Genomic DNA, 21187 nt, shown 5'->3' with positions numbered 1-21187 from the left:
ACGGCTGCTTGACGCGCTGCGTGTGTCAAACGCCGCGCGTTACGAGCGGCAGCACCGTCAGATCCGGATGCGTGCCGTCGACGATGCTGCGTCCCACGTGCACCGCTTCGGAGAGCGCGTCGGCCAGGCTCGCGAAGCTCTCCTCGCCGTCCGCGTGAAACGGCACCGCATGGCCGGGAAGCTGGGGGTTGGCGCCCGGATGGCAGACGTAGCCTAGATACGTGTAGCGGCTGTTTTTCGCGGCCGCATCGGCGGCATGCGCCGGGTCGGGCGGATCCTTCGCGACAGGTGACACGTGTATCTCGAAGCCTTCGTATTGCACCGTCTGCCAGCTTGCGGTTTGGTCGGCCATGACCGCCTCCGTCCGGGTCTGTCCTGTCCAAAAGTCTAGGTGATTTGCCGCCAAAACGCGCGGGCCGCCGGCTACGGCCCAAACCATGACGGCTTCGACTATGGAGGCGCTCCTGGGAAGTGGGTTGATGAAGCGCATTCTGCTGAGATCGGCGACGTTTTGATAATTGGGCCGCAGTTGGAGAGATTTTCGTTTAATTTTTGAAATTAGGCGGTGTGCAGGATCGCGTCCGCCAGAACGCCCCGGCTGGTTCTCCTCGGATAAAATGTTGCGCTTTGCCTAAATCCGACTTCGCTCATGTGGTTCAAAAACCTTCAGCTGCACCGTCTGCCCGCGCCGTGGTCCGTTAACCCTGAACAGATGCAGAAGTGGCTCGCGCCGTACGCGTTCGCGCCCGGCCAGAGCATCGAGATGCAGGCCCAAGGCTGGGCGCCCCCGCGCGACGGCGACTCGCTGGTCTACGCAATGAACGGTCAGATGCTGCTGACGTTCCGTGCCGAGAAGAAGCTGCTGCCCGCGTCGGTCGTCACCCAGGTCACGCGCGAGCGCGCGGCCGAGCTCGAGGAGCAGCAGGGCTTCAAGCCGGGCCGCAAGCAGATGCGCGATCTGAAGGAGCAGGTCACCGACGAACTGCGGCCGCGCGCGTTCAGCATCCGCCGCGATACGCGCGTGTGGATCGATTGCACGAATGGCTGGCTCGTGATCGACGCGGCGTCGCAGGCGGTCGCCGACGATGTGCGCGGCCTGCTCGTGAAGTCGATCGACCAGTTGCCGCTGATGACGGTGCGCGTCGCGCAGTCGCCGGTCGCGGCGATGACCGGCTGGCTGCTCGACGGCGACGCGCCGGCGGGTTTCACGCTCGATCAGGACACCGAGCTGCGTTCGCCCGCCGAGGGCAACGCGACGGTGCGCTATGTCGGGCATGCGCTGGACGCCGAAGACATGCGCCGCCACATCGAGGCGGGCAAGCAATGCATGCGGCTTGCGATGACGTGGAACGATCGCGTGTCGTTCGTGCTGACGCCGTCGCTGACGATCAAGCGCGTCGCGCCGCTCGACGTGCTCAAGGAAGCGAGCGACCCGACCGCGCAGAACGACGACGAGCGCTTCGATTCCGACGTCGCGCTGATGACGGCCGAGCTCGACCGCATGCTGCGCGATCTGCTCGATGCGCTGGGCGGCGAGCAGGGCGAGCAAGGGTTCGCGTTGCCGCAGGCCGTCGCGGCCTGAGCGTCAGATTCTCGCGCTGTCGAGCGCTTCGACGACGGTCCAGTAAGGCGTGATCGAGCGCAAGCGGATCGGGTAGGTCCGCTGCAGCAGCGCGAGCGTCGCGTCGGTATCGGTGAGCTGATAGATGCCCGACACGCGCAGATCGGCGACGTCGGCGGCATAGCGCAATACGCCGGCGTGATAGCGCGCGAGTTCGTCGACGAGATCCGCGATACGCATGTTGTTCGCGTAGAGCAGGCCACGCGTCCACATCGCCTCGCGCGGGTCGAGCGCTTGCGGCGCCGCGACGCCGAAGCGTGTCAGCGTGCACCGTTGGCCTTGCGTCAGCACCAGCGCCGCGCCTGATGCCGGCCTCACCAGCGCGTCGCCGCGAAACGCGGCCACGCGTGTGAAACCATCCCCTTGCCTCACGCTGAACTGCGTGCCGCGCGCTTCGACGACGCCTTCGGCCGTCTGCACGAGCAAAGGCGCATGAGTCGTTCGGGCGCCCGGTGCGCCGCCAACATCGCTCACGGGCCGCACCATGATTTCCCCTCCGAGCAGATCGACGCGCCGAACCTTCGCCTCGAACGCGGCGTTGATCGCGCTCGCGCTGCCCAGCGTGATATGAGTGCCGTCCGCCAGCAGCACGTCGTCCAGTTCGCCAGTCGCGGTGTGGAATTCGGCGGTCCACATCTGCCACGGCAAGCGGCTCGCGAGCCAGCCCGCGGGCGCGGCGATCGCAAGCCCCCAGAGCGTTTTCAGCGCGCGCCGCCGTCCCTGCGACACGCCGGCAGCATCCGCGTCTTCGCGTAGCGCGGGGCCGACGTCCGCGGGCACGGCGCCGGTTTCGCGCCGTAATTGCTGCGCTCGCCGAAGCATTTGGTTAAAGATGCGGTACTCCGGACGCATTTGACAAATGTGATTTAAATTGAATTTAGCAGATCGGGATTTAACGATTTATATCTGTTAATAATGATTTGCGGCGGATATTCGGATCGAGTTCACAGCGAATTGACTCAATACCTTATCCTAAGCGGAAGCGTAGGCCCAGATTGCGTCAGGACATGCAGGTCCATTGTCATCGATACAAAAAATTTAGGCTATGTATGGATCGTTACTTTTCGTGAATTCTTAAGCAGAAATGCGGCTAATTGCGCTGCAATAGAACGTGGCATTTTTGTCACGAATTACAGCGTGCCGGGTTTAGCTGACGAGCGTGTAAATCTGATGAAACTCTTCGCATGCGCACGGCGCTGACGACGGTCTGCGCACAGCCGGCCACTCATGAACCCCGGTAAAACTCCGTGCGCTGCCGCACCTTCGATGCAGACGAAAAAACGACAGGCGTATCAAAGGCTTGCGGATTTTTCCGGGAAGTTATGCACAGATTTGCCAACAAAAACTGTGGGTAACTTCGAGCGTGTCGTCGCGCGTCGAAGCGCCGTTAGTCTTCGAGCGCCCACGCGCGCTTGCGGCGCTGCAGCGCAGAGCCGATCGATACCGCCGCGCCGATGCCGCCCATCGTGAGCGACAGCGCGACGATCAGTGGGCCGGTTTGGGTGCTTGCCGAGAACACGCCGACGAGCAGGCCGGCGAGCGGCTGCGTCAGGTTGTTCAGCAGAATCGCGACGCCGATGGTCTTGCCGTAGTCCTCGGGCGGGATGATCTGCAAACGCGCGCTGCGGATGTAGACGTTGAACATCTTGTCGAAGCCGACGATCAGCAGGAAGCCGAGCGCATAGCCCCACGGCGACGCGCTCGCGCCTGCGATCACGCCGCCCGCGCAGATCGTCACGAATGCGACGAGACCGAGCACGCGCGCCGGCCATCCGGCGCGCGCAACCGTCAGCAGCACCAGCACCGTGGCGAGCGCGCCGGCCGTTTGCAGACCGGCGTAGTAGCGGCTCGATTGCGCATGCAAACCCGTCACCATCGCCGCCGACGTCGCAAGCGTGACACCGATGACGAGGTTCTCCGCGGCCGCGAACATGATGACCTTCTTCAGGCCCGGCAGCGTCCACACGTGATCGAGCGCGATGCGTAGCGGCGTGGTCCAGTGGGCGGCGGGCGTGAGCGATCGGGCGGACACAGGCGAAGGAGCGCGAAAGCCGCTCAGTCGCTGCCAGACGAACAGTGCGGCGTCGGCGCACAGAAACAGCACGCCGGTCGCGGCGACCACCGATTCCCAATGCCACACACCGAGCAGCAACGCGGCGAGCATCGGCCCAAGCACGAAGCCGAGCTGATCGGCCAGTTGCGAATACGCGAGCACCTTGTGGATCTGCTGCGTGCTGAAGATCTGCGGCAGCATCACCTCGCGCGCGACGAGCCCTTGGCTCGTCAGCACGCCGCACGCGGCCGACAGCGCGATCAGCCAGCCGATGCCGCCGAACAGCGCATACGCGGCGATACCGCCGAAGCATGCGAGCGCACGCACCGCCTGGCTCAGCCGCATCAGGCGCAGCGGTGGAAAGCGATCGCAGAGCGCGCCGAAGAACGGGAACACGAGGTAGCGCGGCAGCGTTTCGATGAAAAACGCGAGCCCCGACCACGAGACCTGGCGCGTCGTTTGAAACACCACGAGCGGCACCAGAAAGAGCAGGATCTGATCGGCGAGACGCGCGATGAACAGCGAGCAGAAGAAGGCCTGATGGTTGACGCGCACCGTGGTTGTCTCGCCGTGTTGGGGTCGAGACCGATCCTATCAAAAGATCGCGCGGGCGAGGGGGGCGCCCGCTGGCCGCCGTCCTATTCGCCGCGATACGCCTGTTCGAGCGGCGCGATATCGAGCTTGACCATCTTCATCATCTGCGCCATCACGCGGCTTGCCTTGGCGCGATCCGGGTCGCGCAGCATCTGCAGCAGCACGTTGGGCGCGATCTGCCACGACACGCCGAAGCGGTCCCGCAGCCAGCCGCATGCCCACGGCTCGCCGCCGCCGTCGAGCAGCTTCGACCAGTAGCGATCGATTTCCTCCTGCGAGTCGCAGTGCACGAACAGCGAGATGGCCGGCGTGAATTTGTATTGCGGGCCACCGTTCAGCGCCATGAACTCCTGGCCTTCGATTTCGAAGGTGACGGCGACGACCTTGCCCGCCGGTCCTGGGCCGGCGTCCGTGGCGTGCAGCGTGGTGGCGATGCGCGACGCCGAAAACACCGACGTGTAGAACTCCACGGCTTCTTCCGCGTTGCCGTCGAACCACAGGCACGGCGCGATTTTCTGCATGACGTTGCTCCTTCGGGATTGGTGTCGGTGGGCGTGGGCGTGCGATTGCCCGACGCCCATCGGCCGCTCACTTCTTCTCTTGGGACGAACAGTCCATCGCGGCCATCGCCTGCTGGATTTCCTCGGCGCTCAGGTCGCGCTTGTGCGTCGCGAGCGACCAGTTGTGGCCGAACGGGTCCTTGACCTGGCCGTAGCGGTCGCCCCAGAACATGTCGGTGACGGGCATCGTGACGGTCGCGCCCGCGTCGACCGCCTGTTTGAAACTCGCGTCGACGTCCGGTACGTAGTGGTGAATCGTGACCGGCGTGCCCTTCAGCGTGTTCGGGCCGAAGGTTTGGTGCTCGGGCCATTCGTCGGTCAGCATCAGCATGGAGTCCCCGATTTTCAGGGTCGCGTGCATCACCTTGCCGTCGGGGCCCGGCAGACGGATCTGTTCGACGGCGTTGAAGGCTTTCGTGTAGAACGCGATCGCTTCGGCGGCGTTCTTGCAGATCAGGTACGGCGTGAGCGAGTGCATCCCGTCCGGGATCGGTTTGGCTGCGGCGCTGGACATGACGGTGACTCCTTGAAGTAACGGTTCCTCAGGGGAAAGACCGGCTGCATGAGCTGGGTCTTCAACGTTACGACGAGTTGGTCACCGTCGGATCGACACTCCGAAAAAAATATTTTCAGGCGCGGGGGAGGGCGGCCCGCCATTTATCCCGCCGGATTGTCCTCGTCCGCCGGCGGCGCGGACGACGGCGCCGTGCTGCCCACCGGCGCGCCGAGGATGCTGATCTGGAACGTGGGCGTCGCGGCGAGCGACTGCAGCGTCGCGTCCTCGGGGATGCGCTCGTCGAGCGGCAGGATCACCGAGCCGCCGATGACCGCGCGCCGGCTGTTGTCGGCCGGGCGCAGGCCCCACACGTCCTGATAGACGACGGGGACCGTGGCGCCGTTGCGCGTCGTGTTGCCGAGGTACAGCATCACGTGGCCGCCGATGTAGATCAGCGTGCGCAGCGGCACGCCATGCCGCGCCAGATAGTCGAGCCGTTCGGCGGGTGTCGACTCCGACAGATCGACCATGCGGCCGGCGCTCATCTGCGTCGACGAATGGCGCGGCAGCCACACGCCGAACGCGGCGAAGATGCTTTGCAGTTCCGACGAACAGTCGTTGTAGAGCCCGCTATTGCCCCAGCCGTACGGCCGACCGATCAGCGCCTTCAACAGCGTGGCGAGATGGCGCGGCGTCGCGGCGAGCGGCATCGGCGCGATCTGCGTGGCGTCGAGCGACGCGGAGCGGATCAGCGCGTGGCCGTCGACGTCGCGCGCGGGAACGAGGAGCTGGAGTGTGCCTGCATTGGTGCTGGTCGCGGCTGGCGATGCCGAGGCACCCGCCACCAGCGGCAGCATCGTCCCGGCCGGGGCAGCGAAGCGGAACACGCCGTGGCTGTCGTTGACCGCCGCCGACGCGACGATCACCGCCCCTAGCGACTTCCCGGCCGCCGCGCGCCATTGATCGATGAAACCATCGTCGGCGAACGCGACGCCGTCGCTGCGCACCCAGCCCTGCACGTCGGGCGTCTGCACGTAATGCCACGCGCCGTCGACGCTGCTACCGAGCACATAGAGCGGCGTGCCGGGTCGCACCGCCGAGATCTGCAGGTTGTCGAACGGATAACCCTCGCCGGCCAGGCGATGGTCGTAGAACGACGGATCGGTGGTAGGCAACTCGCGCACCATCAGGTTGCCGGTCGCGATCGCGCGCCGCTCGGGCTGATAGACCGGCGTTTGCGTGAACTGCGCGACGTTGATGTTGCGCGCGATCGCGTCGATCCACGCCTTGTCGTGCGGCCGGAAGTTTTCGCCGTAACCGATGATGCTGCCACGCTTGCCGGTGTTGTCGAACCTGTCGATGCGGCGCTGTTGCAGTGCCGCAATGTCCTCGCCCTGCTCGCGAAACACGCGTGTCGTCACCCAGGCGGGATTCCACGGCGACGGCGCGTTCTCGCCCGTGCCGAAGTAGCGCGCGAACAGCGCGTCGAAATGTGCGCGCTGCTCGGCGGCGCTGAGAAACGGCCGATCGTAGTCGGGGCTGTTCGGATCGAGCCAGTGATCGACGTTCTGGTCGTAATGGGCGAGCGAAAACAGCGTGACGTTGTCGACGAACGCGTGCGTGCCGCGCGGCGGCGTTGGCGTGCTGCACGCGGCGAGCGTCGTGACGGCGACGCACAGCACGACGGCGCGGCAGGCACGGCGGGAGAGAACGGCGACGGGCATAAAGATTCGGCGTATGAGGTGCACGGCCAAGATGATACGGTGTCGGCGATGCGCACGGCGCATCGGATGTTGGGCGGGGACGCGCGCGGCTTCGATTACACTCGCTTTATCCGCCCACCCGCGCGTCGCCGCGCGCGACAATCGCCAGGGAGTCCGCCATGAAAACCAGCGCACGCAATCAGTTCAGCGGCGAAGTCACCGACGTCAAGCACGGTGCCGTCAACGACGAAGTCACGCTGCGCACGCCGGACGGTCTCGAGGTCGTCGCGATCATCACGCACGGCAGCGCGAAGTCGCTCGGGCTGGCGACCGGCAAGCAGGCGTTTGCGCTCGTGAAGGCATCGTCGGTAATCGTAATGGTCGATGTCGAGAGGCAGCAGGTGTCGGCGCGCAACTGCATCGAAGGGACCGTCGCGGCGGTGACGAAGGGCGCCGTCAATTCGGAAGTGACGATCAGTGCCGGCAGCGCGCAGATCGCGGCGATCATCACGAACGACAGCGTCGAGCGCCTCGGCCTCGCGAGCGGCAAGGCGGCGACGGCGGTTTTCAAGGCGTCGAGCGTGATCATTGGGGTCGATCAGTAAAAGGCCCGGGCCTCTGGGACGGGTACTCAACGAGCTCTCACTGATCGCGGATGGCGCGAACGATGATCCCGTCCCATCCAAAAACAATCCTGTGAGCGTCCATCCGGAAGATCGCAAAACAATTGTCGCTATCTACGACAACGGTTGTAGCGGGCAACCCGGTTTCATTCACGCGAAGGTCGAACTGTTTCTTCAACGCCGAAAGCGTGTCAATTCGCTTGACGGTAAAACCTGTGTTGGGCTTGCAGGTTTCACTGTCGAAGCTCATGGATTGCGGCGTAATTGTCATCGTCATGCCGAGAATCCGTTTTGCTTCGGGGATGCCACCGGAAATATCGGCATAGTCAACTACATCGGTCACAACCCAATTGCCGATGAAATCATTAATCGTAGCGTGTGGTGGTGTTTGTGCCGCGCACACGCTTGCCAAGGTGGTCAGCGTGAGAGCCACATACGAAAAAAGCTTGTGGCCTGTCATTGTGCCGACTGCCGGAAGGGAGAAACCAAGGACGGAGAGTCGAGAACCGACGGGGACGGCGAGCGTAGACGCGCGGCGCGTGTCACAGCGTTCGACACCCGCGCGCGGGGATTGCGCTTGCTTTACACTTCACCCCTTACCGCTTGCCATCCCGCTCTGATCACGGACGCCGTCATGTTCGAAGTTTCCTCCACCTCGCATCTGCCCAAAGCCGCGCAATATGAAGAACTGGTCGCGCAGGCGCGCGCGCTGCTGGCCGGCGAAACGGACTGGATCGCCAACGCCGCGAATTTCTCGTCGTTCGTCTTTCATTCGTTGAGCGATCTGAACTGGGCCGGCTTTTACTTTCACGACGGCCGCGAACTGGTGGTCGGCCCGTTCCAGGGCAAGCCCGCGTGCGTGCGCATTGCGCTGGGCAAGGGCGTCTGCGGTACGGCCGCGCAAACCCGTCAGACCCAGGTTGTGCGCGACGTGCACGAGTTTCCCGGCCATATCGCATGCGATTCGGCGTCGCAATCGGAAATCGTCGTGCCGCTCGTCGCGCCCGACGGCACGCTGATCGGCGTGTGGGATGTCGATAGCCCGGTCGTCGCGCGCTTCGACGAGGAGGACGCGAAGGGCATGGAAGCGTTGTGCGCGGTGTTCATCGAGGCAGCGCTGCCGCGCGGCGTGTAGCGTCGCCGGTCCGCTCCGCTTCGGCCAGCAAGTCGCGCACCGCGAGGCGTAACGGAGGGGCAGGAACGCATCACGCGTCGGCGCGATGTTCGCGAAGGCGCACACCCGCACGCACGCGGACCCGACCCTCGCGCCGATGTTGGCCGCGTTGGGCACGTGGGCGAGGTCGCCGGATGCGTCGTTGGCTGGCCGCAATCTGCACCAGAGGGCGCAGGCTGTGTTGGAGCAGACGGGGTGTGACGTGGCGGCTGAGAGGTTAGGGCTTGTTGCTAGTCGCTGCAATCTGCGCAATCTGACACGCCGGGACCGAAAAAGTACATTCTATCGGGCCGTTTCAATCTGCTGCAGTTTTCGCGTAACCGCAGCTTGTCGCGACCGGCCGCAGCCGACCCTGAACAGCCTTTCAGTTCTACCAATAACGGCCGTTCAACATACGCGGCTAACCACCGCGGTTTACACGCCAGCCAGCGCTGGCAACTCCACGCCATACGAACTGCGTTCGGACCAGCGGCTCATCGGTGGTTGATGCATCACTTGGCTCGGATGCGGCGCGCTATCGACGCGCTTCTGTAAGCGCGATGGATTGCGGGCGTTTTTCTTTTCGAGAATGGCTCGGCTCAGAAATTCGGCGCTATAGGCTTTCAGCAAGTGTGCATGATGCGTTTCGATATACGAGGCAATCTGCTCCTGTTCGCCGTCAATCATGGCCAGGGACATCAGCGTGTGCTCATCCCAACGGAAACGCAGGCCGAGTTCGTCGAAAGCGATGTTATAGGCAGAAACTTGTGCCTGGACTTCCGCGTCATGCGCGCTGTCGCAAACATGGAATTGAGAGGGATTCATGGTCGACTCCTTCCGGCAAATGGCCTGAGCAGAGAATAGGAGACGGCATAAATAAACAACAGTTAAAGTTTTTTCTACTAACCATACTAATTTGTTTATGCACGTGGAAGGCACTCATTTTCTCGGAGTGCTGCAATAGTACAGAGCATCACACGACATCCGACGACATCCAGGGCAGTGAGAGAACCCAGTCGCGCGTGCGCTCCGATCCGTTCAATTTCCAAATCGAACGCCCGCTGGGCGAAACCCAATTTCAGAGGTCTGCGGGCGAAAATATTACATGCCGGTCAACGTCTGGAAGACTTGCCGTTGGCGGGGGCCGCGTTCCGCATCACCGCGGCCGATCCATATATTATGGATACCTAATGCAAATCATAAAATATTTTAACTTCCGTTTATCACCGTTCTCGCGCAGCATCCCCTCACCCATGCTGCTCGCGCAATAGCTTGCACTCCACTGTTGTACGTTCAACGAGCAAGGGGGTTTCGGTAGTGCAAGTTAGTGCAATACCCTCTGGCCGACCATTGGCGCTTCATTGCCGCAGGCGAACTGGCGACGGAGCGATTCGATCACGTAAGTCCAACGCGCCGCTTGAGCGCGACGGAATATGCAGGAGACGAAGACATGGGACATTCGAACGTATCGGATGGCGGCCGCGCACGATTCTGGCATCACCGGTGGGTGCAACTCGCTATCGGCATCGTGTGCATGGGGCTCGTCGCGAATCTGCAGTATGCGTGGACGCTGTTCGTCGTACCAATGGACAACGCCCACCATTGGGGGCAGGCAGCGATCCAGACCGCATTCACGATTTTCATCGTCACTGAAACCTGGCTCGTACCCGTCGAAGGCTGGCTCGTCGACAAGTTCGGGCCACGCCCGGTTGTAACCGGCGGTGCGCTGTGCGCAGCGCTCGGCTGGATCATCAACGCGCATGCGCGCAGTCTCGCGGAGCTATACGTCGCAGCAGTCATCGCCGGCATCGGCGCGGGCTGTGTGTATGGCACCTGCGTCGGCATGGCGCTCAAATGGTTTCCGGACAAACGCGGTCTCGCAGCCGGTTTGACAGCGGCGGGTTTCGGCGCCGGCGCGGCCGTCACAGTGATACCGATTGCCAACATGATCCAGCGTTCGGGCTACGAGCACGCGTTCATGTTCTTCGGCATTTTCCAGGGTATCTGCATCCTGCTGCTCGCCACCATGCTGGTACGGCCGAAGCCGCCCGCCAGTGCGATCCCGACGAAACGTATCGTTGCAAGCAAGATCGACTACACGTCCGGCGAGATGATCCGCTCGCCGCTCTTCTGGGTGCTGTATCTGATGTTCGTGTTCGTTGCGGCCGGCGGCATCATTGCGACCGCGCAGCTTGGGCCGATCGCGAAGGAATACGGCTTTGCCAGGCTGCCTGTGAGTTTGATCGGCATCACGCTGCCGCTCCTCACGATGACGCTGTCGATCGACAATCTGTGCAATGGACTCACCCGTCCCCTATGCGGATTTCTGTCTGACCGCATTGGCCGCGAAAACACGATGTTCATGATCTTCCTCGGCGAAGGCGTCGCGTTGCTGGGACTGATGCAGTTTGGCCACAACCCGTATGCATTCATGTTCTTCGCGGCCGCTGTATTCCTCTGCTGGGGCGAGATTTTCTCGATCTTCCCCGCGACCTGCGCGGACACGTTCGGCAGCAAATACGCCGCTGCGAATGCGGGGACGCTTTACACGGCGAAGGGTACGGCCTCGATGCTGGTGCCGGTCGCATCGCTTCTGTCGGCGAATGGCGGCTGGAGCACGGTGTTCATCTCGGCGGCAGTGATATCGATCGCGGCCGCCATATCCGCGAAGTTCATCCTTGCACCCATGAGAAAGCGCTGGATCGAAAACTCGGGCGTGCCAGCAGGCGTAGCCATTGCCGAAGCACGACTGCAGCAGTGGCCAGGCGGCTCGTCTGAATAAACGACAGCGTGAGTGCACCGCTCACGACCAACCACACAACGCTCCACCACTAGGAGACATGTCATGGCAGAAGCCGACCAGCTCACAACAGACGGCACGTTGAAACAACGGACGACCGAAACGACCGACGGATTCCATCTCGTCATCGATGCACTGAAACTGAACGACATCAATACCATATTTGGACTGGTCGGCATCCCCATTACCGACCTGGCGCGACTGGCACAAGCCGAAGGAATGCGTTTCATCGGCTTTCGTCATGAGCAGCACGCCGGCAACGCGGCAGCCATATCCGGCTACATCACGCAGAAGCCGGGCATCTGCCTGACCGTGTCGGCGCCGGGCTTTCTCAACGGCCTGACCGCCCTCGCCAATGCGACCACTAACTGTTTCCCGATGATCCTGATCAGCGGCTCGAGCGAACGCGAAATCGTCGATCTGCAGCAAGGCGATTACGAAGAAATGGATCAGTTGAACGCGGCCAAGCCTTACGCGAAGGCTGCATATCGCGTTCTGCATGCGGAGGATATTGGCGTCGGCGTAGCGCGTGCGATCCGCGCGGCGGTGTCGGGCCGACCAGGTGGCGTGTATCTGGATTTACCGGCCAAACTGCTTTCGCAAACGCTGGACGCCGTGAAGGCGCAGCAGTCGTTGGTGAAAGTCGTCGACGCCGCACCGCGTCAGCTGCCGGCGCCGGAATCTGTCGAACGTGCGATCGAGGTGCTGAAGAACGCCAAACGTCCGTTGATTCTGCTGGGCAAGGGCGCGGCGTACGCGCAGGCTGACGCCGAGATCCGCGGCTTCGTCGAGCAAAGCGGCATTCCGTATCTGCCGATGTCGATGGCCAAAGGCCTGCTGCCCGATACACACGAGCAATCGGCGTCAGCGGCGCGCTCGTTCGTGCTCCAGGAAGCCGACGTGGTCGTGTTGATCGGTGCGCGTCTGAACTGGCTGCTCTCGCACGGCAAAGGCAAGACGTGGGGAGCGCAGCCGAAGAGATTCATCCAGGTCGATATCTCGCCGACGGAAATCGACAGCAACGTCGCGATTGCCGCGCCGGTGATCGGCGATATCGGCTCATGCGTGGCGGCGCTTCGCACCGGCATCGACGCGAGCTTCGGCAAACCGGACGCCGAGTGGATCGGAGCGATCGCCGAGCGCAAGAACAAGAATCTCGCCAAGATGGCCGCGACGCTCGACAAGAACCCGTTGCCGATGAACTTCCACAGCGCATTGCGCGCGATTCGCGATGTGCTGAAGACGCGCCCGGAAATCAACGTCGTCAACGAAGGCGCGAATACGCTCGACTACGCGCGCAGCATTATCGACATGTACGAGCCGCGCAAACGCTTTGATTCGGGCACGTGGGGAATCATGGGTATCGGTATGGGCTTCGCTATCGGCGCAGCGGTAACGACAGGCAAACCGGTTGTCGCGATCGAAGGCGATAGCGCGTTCGGATTCAGCGGTATGGAACTCGAAACGATCTGCCGTTACGACTTGCCGGTTTGCACGGTCGTATTCAACAACAACGGCGTGTATCGCGGCACCGACGTGAACCCGACGGGCGGCAAGGACGTCGCGCCGACCGTATTCGTGAAGGGTGCGCGTTACGACAGGATGATCGAGGCATTCGGCGGTGTTGGCTACAACGCGACCACTCCGGAAGAACTGGCGAAGGCGTTGCTCGAGGCTATCGCATCAGGAAAGCCGACCTTGATCAATGCCGTCATCGACGAAGCGGCCGGAACCGAAAGCGGCCGACTGACCAATCTGAATCCGCAAAGCGCGGCAATGAAGAAGTAATCAGGCTAACTCAGGAGATACCCAAATGACCAAACCTCTCGAAGGGATCAAAATCATCGACTTCACCCACGTTCAAGCCGGTCCCGCGTGCACGCAGTTGCTCGCCTGGTTCGGCGCCAATGTGATCAAGGTCGAAAGACCGGGTTCGGGCGATGTGACGCGTAACCAGCTGCGCGACATTCCCGATGCCGACGCGCTGTACTTCACGATGCTCAACAGCAATAAGAAGTCGCTAACGCTGGACACCAAAAAAGCCGAAGGCAAGGAGGTGCTCGAAAAGCTGATCCGCGAGTCCGACGTTCTGGTCGAAAATTTTGGGCCGGGCGCGTTGGACCGGATGGGCTTTTCGTGGGAGCGCCTGAATGAACTCAATCCGAAGATGATCGTCGCCTCGGTGAAGGGCTTCAGCGACGGCCATCACTACGATGACCTGAAAGTCTACGAAAACGTCGCCCAATGCGCAGGCGGCGCGGCGTCCACCACCGGCTTCTGGGACGGTCCGCCGACCATTAGCGCCGCTGCGCTCGGCGACAGCAACACCGGCATGCATCTGGCGATCGGCATTCTCACCGCGCTGCTTGGCCGCGACAAAACCGGCAAGGGCCAGAAGGTCGCGGTGTCGATGCAGGACAGCGTGCTGAACCTGTGCCGGGTGAAATTGCGTGACCAGCAGCGGCTTGAGCGAGTTGGCTATCTTGAGGAATATCCGCAATATCCGCACGGCGAATTCAGCGACGTGGTGCCACGCGGCGGCAATGCGGGTGGCGGCGGTCAACCGGGCTGGGTGCTGAAGTGCAAAGGCTGGGAGACGGACCCGAACGCCTACATCTACTTCACGATCCAGGGGCATGCATGGGAGCCGATCTGCAAAGCACTCGGCAAGCCAGAGTGGATCGATGACCCAGCCTACAAGACCGCTGAAGCGCGTCAGCCCCATATCTTCGAAATCTTCAAGACGATCGAAGCGTGGCTTGCCGACAAGACGAAATTCGAAGCGGTCGACATCTTGCGCAAGTTCGACATTCCGTGCGCGCCGGTGCTGACGATGAAAGAACTGGCCAACGATCCGTCGTTGCGCGCGAGCGGCACGATTGTCGAGGTGCCGCACAAGAAACGCGGCTCGTATCTGACCGTCGGCAGCCCGATCAAGTTCTCGGACATGAAGCCGCACGTCACCGCGTCGCCGCTGCTCGGAGAACATACGGACGAAGTCCTGGCGGGCCTTGGCTACAGCCAGCAGGAAATCTTCAATCTACGCGAGATCAAAGCAGTTTAACGGTGTCACGCAGGCGCAGTTTCAGCTTCTGACGTGCAAATGCGGTACCCCTGACGGCGCCGCATCCGATTTAAGTATACCCATTCGCTTTGGAGGAACGCCGTGCAAACTGCCATCGACTTCCAGCAACTTGCCAACGCAATCGGCGACGCCATCATCATCTCCAATTCCGGTGGCAGCATCACTTTCTGGAACCCCGCGGCCGAACGCATGTTCGGATTTACGCAGAGCGAGGCGCTGGGAAAGTCGCTGGACCTGATCATTCCGGAACGCATGCGCGGCCGCCATTGGGATGGCTATCACAAGACCATGGCAACGGGCGAAACGCGTTACGGCAATGATGTGCTGCGCGTCCCCGCTGTGCACAAAGACGGACGGTCAATGTCGATCGCCTTTACAGTCGCGTTGCTGCATTCGCAGCAAAATGGACTCACCGGCATCGTCGCAGTGATCCGCGACGAAACCACCCGCTTCCAGCAGGATCGCGTGCTACGCAAACGTCTTGCGGAGCTGGAGGCGTCCCAAGGCGCGTGAGACGCCGTGTGAATGAGCCACTCCCGTTCCGCGTCTACCGCTATCGCAGCCGGGATGACGGGCGTTGCCGCAGCCAGCGGCGCAAGCGCGTAAGCACGGTCCGAGGATGTCCCGGCGAGCCTTGCGACATAGAGAAAGTCTGGGCCGCAATCGGATTGGATAATTGCCTGACCAGATCGAGGTCGTCCCGTGCATGCACTGACGCAGTACGCGCGGCCAGCACGAACGCCGTCGTAGGTGCGGCACGCAACGGAGCCAAGGTAGATCTGATCAGGCGCAGCGCGTCAGAATCGTTCCACCCTAAAGGAATGAGCCGAGATGATGTCCCGGGTCCGTGGGGATCGTCGACGATCTTGGGGATGTCGTCGAGTGACCGGTAGTGGCCGACGAACTGAGACCGTCGAGGCGGCCGCGTTGCTAGCGGCGCATGACTTCTACGACGCGAACGCACTTCGCATGACCGATAGCATTGCCATCGCCTGCTCGGGCGTGATGCCACCATCGGTCGGCCACCTGTAGTAGGTGTGCTTATCAAACGCAGATGCAGATATGGGCGATTTCCACAAGAAAGACAATACAATGCAGTGGGAATGACCAGCCATCGAAACCGCAGCGACTATGCGGTTCGTGTTGTGAATGCGCATGGCGCTCACCATAGGTGCCGCAGCGCTGCCCGAATATCCACAAGCGAGGCGGAGATCATCCTCAGCGCGGGGTTGATGCGGCGGCAGCATGGCGGGCCGATACGTAATTAGGCGTCACTTAGCGCGCTACCAAGGCCCAAATGGGTACCTAGATGGGTACCAGCTTCCTTCTTTGACGCGATTTATGGACGGAAAGCCTTTCTGGATAAGGCTAGAAAGGTTTACATCAACACAATGTCGTACTGCTCCTGACTCAAATTCGACTCCACCTGCAACGACACCGGCTTGCCGATGAAATCGATCAGCATTGCCAGATGCTGCGACTCTTCCTCGAGAAACAGATCGATCACCTGCTGCGAAGCGACCACGCGAAACTCGCGCGGATTGAACTGCCGCGACTCGCGCAAAATCTCCCGCAACACGTCATAGCACACCGTGCGCGCAGTCTTCACTTGCCCCTTGCCCTGGCAAATCGGGCAAGGCTCGCACAGCACATGCGCGAGCGACTCACGCGTACGCTTGCGCGTCATCTCGACGAGCCCGAGTTGCGAGAAGCCATTGACGGTCACCCGCGTGCGATCGCGCGACAACGCCTTCTTCAATTCGCCTAGCACCTGGTCGCGATGCTCGACGTTTTCCATATCGATGAAATCGATGATGATCACGCCGCCAAGATTCCTTAGCCGCAGTTGCCGCGCGATGGTATGCGCGGCTTCGAGGTTGGTCTTGAAGATCGTGTCGTCGAAGTTGCGCGCGCCGACGTAGCCGCCGGTGTTCACATCGATCGTCGTCATCGCCTCGGTCTGGTCGATCACGAGGTAGCCGCCCGACTTCAGATCCACGCGACGCGATAGTGCGCGCTGAATCTCGGCCTCGATGTTGTACAGATCGAACAGCGGCCGCTCGCCGGTGTAGTGGTGCAGCTTCGACGATACCGCCGGTGTGAACTCGGCCGCGAAATCGGCGAGCATCTGATGCGTCTCGCGCGAATCGACCTGGATGCGCGATGTGTCATCGTTGACGAAATCGCGCAGCACGCGCTGCGCGAGATTCAGATCCTGGTAGAGCAGGCTGGTGGGCGGCATGCGCTGGGCCTGCGACAGAATCGTCGCCCACGTCTTGCGCAGATACGCGACGTCGGCTGCAAGCTCTTCGCTCGTCGCATCCTCGGCGATCGTGCGCACGATGTAGCCGCCTTTCTCGTCGGCGGGCAGCACGGCGGTCAGACGCGCACGCACGGCCTCGCGCTCGGCTTCGCTTTCGATTTTCTGCGAGATGCCGATGTGCGGCTCCTGCGGCAGATACACGAGCGTGCGCCCGGCGATGCTCACTTGCGTGGACAGCCGCGCGCCCTTGGTGCCGATCGGATCCTTGACGACCTGCACCATCAGCGTCTGACCTTCGAAGACGATCTTTTCGATCGGCTGATGCGGTGTTTGATGTTGCGCTTCGCCGGCGATGCGCGGATGCCAGATGTCGGCGACATGAAGAAACGCGGCGCGTTCGAGGCCGATGTCGATGAACGCCGATTGCATGCCGGGCAGCACGCGCACGACCTTGCCGAGATAGACATTGCCGACGCGGCCGCGCGACAGCGTTCGTTCGACATGAAGTTCCTGGACGGCGCCCTGTTGAACGAGCGCGACGCGCGTTTCCTGCGGCGTGACATTGATCAGGATTTCTTCATTCATGGTGTTGTTCTAGAAGTCGATGCGCGCTGCACGCAGGAGGGCAGCGGTTTCAAAAAGCGGCAAACCCATAATACCCGAATAGGACCCGTCTATATGCTCGATAAACTCCGCCGCGCGTCCCTGCACGCCATACGCCCCCGCCTTGCCGAGCGGCTCACCGCTCGCCGCGTAGCGACGCAACGCGTCTGCGTGCACTGCAGCAAAACGCACCTTCGAGACCGACAACGCCGCGGGCAGCAGCGCGCCGTTGGCATCGATCACGGCGAGCGCGGTCAGCACTTCGTGCGAGCGGCCCGCGAGACGTGTGAGCATGGCGACCGCATCGCCGGCATCGATGGGCTTGCCGAGAATCGCGTCGTCGATCGTGACGGTGGTGTCGGCGACGAGTATCGGCCGCACCTCGTGACCGCCGTCGAGGAGCCGCGCGCGGGCCGCCTGCGCCTTCGCGATGCACACGCGCTGCACGTAGTCGCGCGCGTGTTCGCCGGGCCGTTCGGCTTCGAGCGCTTCGGCGTCTTCATCGGGGCGCGGCAGCAGCAATTCGAAACGCACGCCGAGCTGTTGCAGCAGCTCCTGGCGGCGCGGACTTTGCGAGGCGAGGTAGACGAACGGATGCAGCGAAGCGGAGGGCGTGGGCATGAACGGGTCTCGATGGAGCGGGAAACGGATGGCGCGGGGTGGTGAGCGCGGGTGGGCGTGGAAGAGTGAGCGGGCGAGGTTGACCCGGTGATCCGATCGATGCGCAGCATCCACTAGCGGCATCGATGGACAGCGCGTCGGGCGCATCATCGCATGAAGCGGCGACAATGCGCTCAAGCGTATGGAGCTGAGCGCCCGCGACGCGTCAGCAGCAACGAATCGTTGCCAGGCGTCGCCGCGCGAGGCTCCAGTACCTACGCGCGATGATACGGATGATTTTGCGTGATGGTCCACGCCCGATAAAGCTGTTCGGCCAGCAGCACGCGCACCATCGCGTGCGGCAGCGTGAGGCTCGACACGCGCAGCATCATATCGGCGCGCGCCTTCAGCTCGGGATCGAGCCCGTCCGCGCCGCCGATCAGAAAGGCCACGTCGCGGCCGTCTTGCTGCCAGCCCGGCAACGCGCCCGCGAGCTGCATCGTAGTCCAGTCCTTGCCGCGTTCGTCGAGCGCGACGATGCGTGCGTTCTTCGGCAACGCGGCTTCGATCTTCTGCCGTTCGGCGGCCATCACGCTTTCGGCCGAACGGCCCGACGAGCGCTGCTCCGGTTTGATCTCGCGCAGTTCGATGCGCAACTCCGGCGGCATGCGTTTCGCGTATTCGTCGAAGCCGGTCGCGATCCAGTCCGGCATCTTGTGGCCGACGGCGAGGATATGCAGTTTCATCGCGAGGACAGTAGCGCTCTGGCCGAGACGGCCCGCTTACTTGCGGCGCGCCGTGGTCTTGCGCGCGGGCTTCGCGGCCGGCGCTTCCTCGTCTTCCTCGTCGTCGGGCTCGCTTGCGCGCGCGCCGCCGAACGGATTCGGCGTCGACAGCTTGATGCGCACCGGCTTGTCGCCCCAGATTTCCTCGAGGTTGTAGTACTGGCGCAGCGCCGGCTGCAGGATGTGCACGATCGCGTCGCCGCAATCGACCAGCACCCATTCGCCGATATCCTCGCCCTCGGTGCTGATGATCTCGCCGCCGGCTTCCTTCACGCCTTCGCGCACGCTCGACGCGAGCGCCTTGGTTTGCCGGTTCGACGTGCCGCTCGCGACGATCACGCGATCGAACAGCGAGGTCAGGTGGCTGGTGTTGAACACTTTGATGTCTTGCGCCTTGACGTCTTCGAGAGAGTCGACGATTACGCGTTGCAGTTTGCGAATATCCATGGAGTTACCGGTGGTACAGATGATGTTGAAGAATATAGTCCCACACCGCGGCGGGGACGTGACTCGCGGCCCGATCCTGGCTTGTGCCGCCCGCACCCGCGTGGGCGAGCCGCTGGTTGACCTGCTCGCGCAGATGCGCGCGAATGTCGGTGGCCGATACGTTGAACGCGAGCGTCGTGTCGATCAGCAGATGGCCGCAGGGTGTGGCCTGCAGCACGTCGGCGCGCGCACGGCGCGCGGCGATTTCCTTGGCGACCGCGGGGGCGACCGACGCGAGGTCGAAGCCGGGCCGCGTGGCCGCGCCGATATGCGCGAGCTCGAACAGGCGCCGCCAGTCGCGCCATGTGTCGAGATGCACCAGTTGATCCGCGCCGATCAGCAGGGTGATCGATGCGTCGTCGCCTTCGCGCTCGCGCCAGCATTGCAGCGTCTCGACCGTGTAGGTCGCGCCATCGTGCTCGATTTCGTCGGTCGCGACGCGTACCGTCACGCCGGGGATCGCGAGCGACGCGGCCGCCGCGCGCGTCATCGCGAGCCGATGTTCGGCGGGCGACACGTCGGCTTTCTGCCACGGCTGGCCGGCCGGCAGCAGCACCAGTTCGGTCAGCCGCAGCACGTCGGCGAACCGCCGCGCGAGCGCGAGGTGGCCGTCGTGGATCGGGTCGAAAGTGCCGCCCAGCAGACCGATCCGGCGAGGCAGGGCGACAGGGTGAGCGTTTGGCTTCAGGTGAGGGTCCTTTGTCGTGACCGTAAGCGAGACAGGTGGCGCGTCACACCCACTCGCGCGGCACGAGGAAATCGCTGTACAAACGCGCTTCCGGCGTGCCCCGCTCGGGCTGCCAGTCGTAGCGCCAGTTCGCCACAGGCGGCATCGACATCAAGATCGATTCGGTGCGTCCGCCGCTCTGCAGCCCAAACAGTGTGCCACGGTCGAAGACCAGATTGAACTCGACGTAGCGGCCGCGCCGGTAAGCCTGGAACGCGCGCTCGGCTTCGCCGTACGGCGTGTCGCGGCGCCGCTCGATGATCGGCAGGTACGCCTCGAGAAAGCCTTCGCCGACGCTTTTGAGCATCGCGAACGATTGCTCGAAGCCCGGCGCCGAGAAATCGTCGAAGAAAATTCCGCCAATGCCGCGCGGCTCGTTGCGGTGCTTCAGGAAGAAGTACTCGTCGCACCAGCGCTTGAAGCGCGGGTACAGGTCCGCGCCGTACGGCGCGAGCGCGTCGCGACACACCTGATGGAACTGCCGGGCGTCCTCTTCGTAGCCGTAGTAGGGCGTCAGGTCCATGCCGCCGCCGAACCAGAACACCGGTTCTTCGCCTTCCCTCGTCGCGATGAGCAGGCGCACGTTCATGTGCACGGTCGGGCAGTGCGGATTGTGCGGATGCAGCACGAGCGACACGCCCATCGCCTCGAAGCCGCGCCCGGCCAGTTGCGGCCGCGCGGCGCTTGCCGAGCCCGGCAGCGCGTCGCCCGCGACGTCCGAGAAGCCGATGCCGGCGCGCTCGAAGAACTGGCCGCCTTCGAGAATCCGCGTGACGCCGCCGCCGCGCAGCTTCTCGCCGGGCGCGCGCTGCCACGCGTCGGTAGCGAACGCGGAGCCGTCGAAGGCGCCGAGCGTGTCCGCGATATGCGATTGCAGGCCTTGCAGCCAGCTGCGCACGGCTTGTGCGTCGTAGCTCGAATTGCTCATGAATGCAGGTGCTGGGGCGGCACGCTCGTCGTGCCGCGGGTTCTTCGAAAGAAAGCGATGGCCGCGTTGGCGCCGGGTGTCTGCGAACCTGGACCGCTGGTTCGGAT

General features: G+C 63.0%; 21 protein-coding genes. 7 read left to right on the top strand and 14 right to left on the bottom strand.

The features are described 5' to 3' along the window. Positions 1 to 25 precede the first annotated feature (25 nt). A complete protein-coding gene (locus OKW39_RS06680) occupies positions 26 to 352 on the bottom strand; it encodes a hypothetical protein (RefSeq protein WP_090803681.1) in 327 nt (108 codons plus the stop codon). A gap of 297 nt (positions 353 to 649) precedes the next feature. Between OKW39_RS06680 and OKW39_RS06675 the strand changes: the two genes are divergently transcribed. Then, the gene (locus OKW39_RS06675; protein WP_090803682.1) at positions 650 to 1582 is read left to right on the top strand and encodes a recombination-associated protein RdgC; all 933 of its coding nucleotides are present in this window, start codon (positions 650 to 652) and stop codon (positions 1580 to 1582) included. Between the two features lie 3 nt (positions 1583 to 1585). Here OKW39_RS06675 and OKW39_RS06670 read toward each other — a convergent pair whose 3' ends face one another. The 5 genes from OKW39_RS06670 to OKW39_RS06650 form a co-directional block, all read right to left on the bottom strand. Then, positions 1586 to 2443 carry a FecR family protein gene (locus OKW39_RS06670; protein ID WP_262419840.1) on the bottom strand — a complete coding sequence of 286 codons (858 nt, stop codon included), beginning with the start codon at positions 2441 to 2443 and terminating at the stop codon, positions 1586 to 1588. Between the two features lie 565 nt (positions 2444 to 3008). Further along, entirely contained in the window at positions 3009 to 4229 is a 1221-nt protein-coding gene (locus tag OKW39_RS06665) for an MFS transporter (RefSeq protein ID WP_429562300.1), read from the bottom strand. A gap of 83 nt (positions 4230 to 4312) precedes the next feature. Beyond that, positions 4313 to 4789 (bottom strand): VOC family protein, encoded by a 477-nt coding sequence (locus tag OKW39_RS06660; RefSeq protein WP_187611002.1) that lies wholly within the window; start codon positions 4787 to 4789, stop codon positions 4313 to 4315. A gap of 67 nt (positions 4790 to 4856) precedes the next feature. After that, positions 4857 to 5342 (bottom strand): VOC family protein, encoded by a 486-nt coding sequence (locus OKW39_RS06655; protein ID WP_187617948.1) that lies wholly within the window; start codon positions 5340 to 5342, stop codon positions 4857 to 4859. Positions 5343 to 5485: 143 nt separating this feature from the next. Beyond that, positions 5486 to 7048: an SH3 domain-containing protein gene (locus OKW39_RS06650; RefSeq protein WP_429562299.1), complete on the bottom strand. Its 1563-nt coding sequence runs from the start codon at positions 7046 to 7048 to the stop codon at positions 5486 to 5488. Positions 7049 to 7206: 158 nt separating this feature from the next. Here OKW39_RS06650 and OKW39_RS06645 point away from each other — a divergent pair, with 158 nt between their 5' ends. After that, positions 7207 to 7632 carry a TOBE domain-containing protein gene (locus tag OKW39_RS06645; RefSeq protein ID WP_429336012.1) on the top strand — a complete coding sequence of 142 codons (426 nt, stop codon included), beginning with the start codon at positions 7207 to 7209 and terminating at the stop codon, positions 7630 to 7632. Positions 7633 to 7669: 37 nt separating this feature from the next. Here the strand turns inward: OKW39_RS06645 and OKW39_RS06640 are convergent, their stop codons facing one another. Beyond that, positions 7670 to 8110 carry a hypothetical protein gene (locus tag OKW39_RS06640; protein ID WP_429562298.1) on the bottom strand — a complete coding sequence of 147 codons (441 nt, stop codon included), beginning with the start codon at positions 8108 to 8110 and terminating at the stop codon, positions 7670 to 7672. A gap of 174 nt (positions 8111 to 8284) precedes the next feature. Here OKW39_RS06640 and OKW39_RS06635 point away from each other — a divergent pair, with 174 nt between their 5' ends. Further along, positions 8285 to 8785 carry a GAF domain-containing protein gene (locus OKW39_RS06635; RefSeq protein WP_018419924.1) on the top strand — a complete coding sequence of 167 codons (501 nt, stop codon included), beginning with the start codon at positions 8285 to 8287 and terminating at the stop codon, positions 8783 to 8785. Between the two features lie 453 nt (positions 8786 to 9238). On the opposite strand, the gene OKW39_RS06630 is transcribed toward OKW39_RS06635, so the two are convergent. After that, positions 9239 to 9628 carry a hypothetical protein gene (locus OKW39_RS06630; RefSeq protein WP_429361979.1) on the bottom strand — a complete coding sequence of 130 codons (390 nt, stop codon included), beginning with the start codon at positions 9626 to 9628 and terminating at the stop codon, positions 9239 to 9241. Positions 9629 to 10253: 625 nt separating this feature from the next. Between OKW39_RS06630 and oxlT the strand changes: the two genes are divergently transcribed. From oxlT to OKW39_RS06610, 4 genes are all read left to right on the top strand, one after another. Beyond that, positions 10254 to 11585 (top strand): oxalate/formate MFS antiporter, encoded by a 1332-nt coding sequence (oxlT, locus tag OKW39_RS06625; protein WP_429562297.1) that lies wholly within the window; start codon positions 10254 to 10256, stop codon positions 11583 to 11585. Positions 11586 to 11648: 63 nt separating this feature from the next. Continuing rightward, a complete protein-coding gene (gene oxc, locus OKW39_RS06620) occupies positions 11649 to 13391 on the top strand; it encodes an oxalyl-CoA decarboxylase (RefSeq protein WP_429562296.1) in 1743 nt (580 codons plus the stop codon). 25 nt (positions 13392 to 13416) lie between these two features. After that, positions 13417 to 14667, top strand: a complete 1251-nt coding sequence (gene frc / locus OKW39_RS06615; RefSeq protein WP_429361977.1) for a formyl-CoA transferase — start codon at positions 13417 to 13419, stop codon at positions 14665 to 14667. 102 nt (positions 14668 to 14769) lie between these two features. Further along, on the top strand, positions 14770 to 15201 hold the full coding sequence (locus tag OKW39_RS06610; RefSeq protein ID WP_429361976.1) for a PAS domain-containing protein: 432 nt from the start codon (positions 14770 to 14772) through the stop codon (positions 15199 to 15201). A gap of 865 nt (positions 15202 to 16066) precedes the next feature. On the opposite strand, the gene rng is transcribed toward OKW39_RS06610, so the two are convergent. From rng to hemF, 6 genes are all read right to left on the bottom strand, one after another. Beyond that, a complete protein-coding gene (rng, locus tag OKW39_RS06605) occupies positions 16067 to 17536 on the bottom strand; it encodes a ribonuclease G (protein ID WP_090803712.1) in 1470 nt (489 codons plus the stop codon). A gap of 9 nt (positions 17537 to 17545) precedes the next feature. Then, positions 17546 to 18175 carry a Maf family protein gene (locus OKW39_RS06600; RefSeq protein ID WP_429336019.1) on the bottom strand — a complete coding sequence of 210 codons (630 nt, stop codon included), beginning with the start codon at positions 18173 to 18175 and terminating at the stop codon, positions 17546 to 17548. Positions 18176 to 18429: 254 nt separating this feature from the next. Continuing rightward, positions 18430 to 18900, bottom strand: a complete 471-nt coding sequence (rlmH, locus tag OKW39_RS06595; RefSeq protein ID WP_008919684.1) for a 23S rRNA (pseudouridine(1915)-N(3))-methyltransferase RlmH — start codon at positions 18898 to 18900, stop codon at positions 18430 to 18432. Positions 18901 to 18936: 36 nt separating this feature from the next. Continuing rightward, a complete protein-coding gene (gene rsfS, locus OKW39_RS06590) occupies positions 18937 to 19386 on the bottom strand; it encodes a ribosome silencing factor (protein ID WP_187610991.1) in 450 nt (149 codons plus the stop codon). A gap of 4 nt (positions 19387 to 19390) precedes the next feature. Beyond that, the gene (locus tag OKW39_RS06585) at positions 19391 to 20113 is read right to left on the bottom strand and encodes a nicotinate-nucleotide adenylyltransferase (protein ID WP_221307877.1); all 723 of its coding nucleotides are present in this window, start codon (positions 20111 to 20113) and stop codon (positions 19391 to 19393) included. A gap of 43 nt (positions 20114 to 20156) precedes the next feature. Further along, entirely contained in the window at positions 20157 to 21080 is a 924-nt protein-coding gene (gene hemF, locus OKW39_RS06580) for an oxygen-dependent coproporphyrinogen oxidase (RefSeq protein WP_429562295.1), read from the bottom strand. Positions 21081 to 21187: the final 107 nt, after the last annotated feature.

The sequence above is a fragment of the Paraburkholderia sp. MM6662-R1 genome (assembly GCF_050436245.1).
Taxonomy (GTDB): Bacteria; Pseudomonadota; Gammaproteobacteria; order Burkholderiales; family Burkholderiaceae; genus Paraburkholderia; species Paraburkholderia tuberum.
This window is presented reverse-complemented; position numbering and strand designations above follow the sequence as displayed.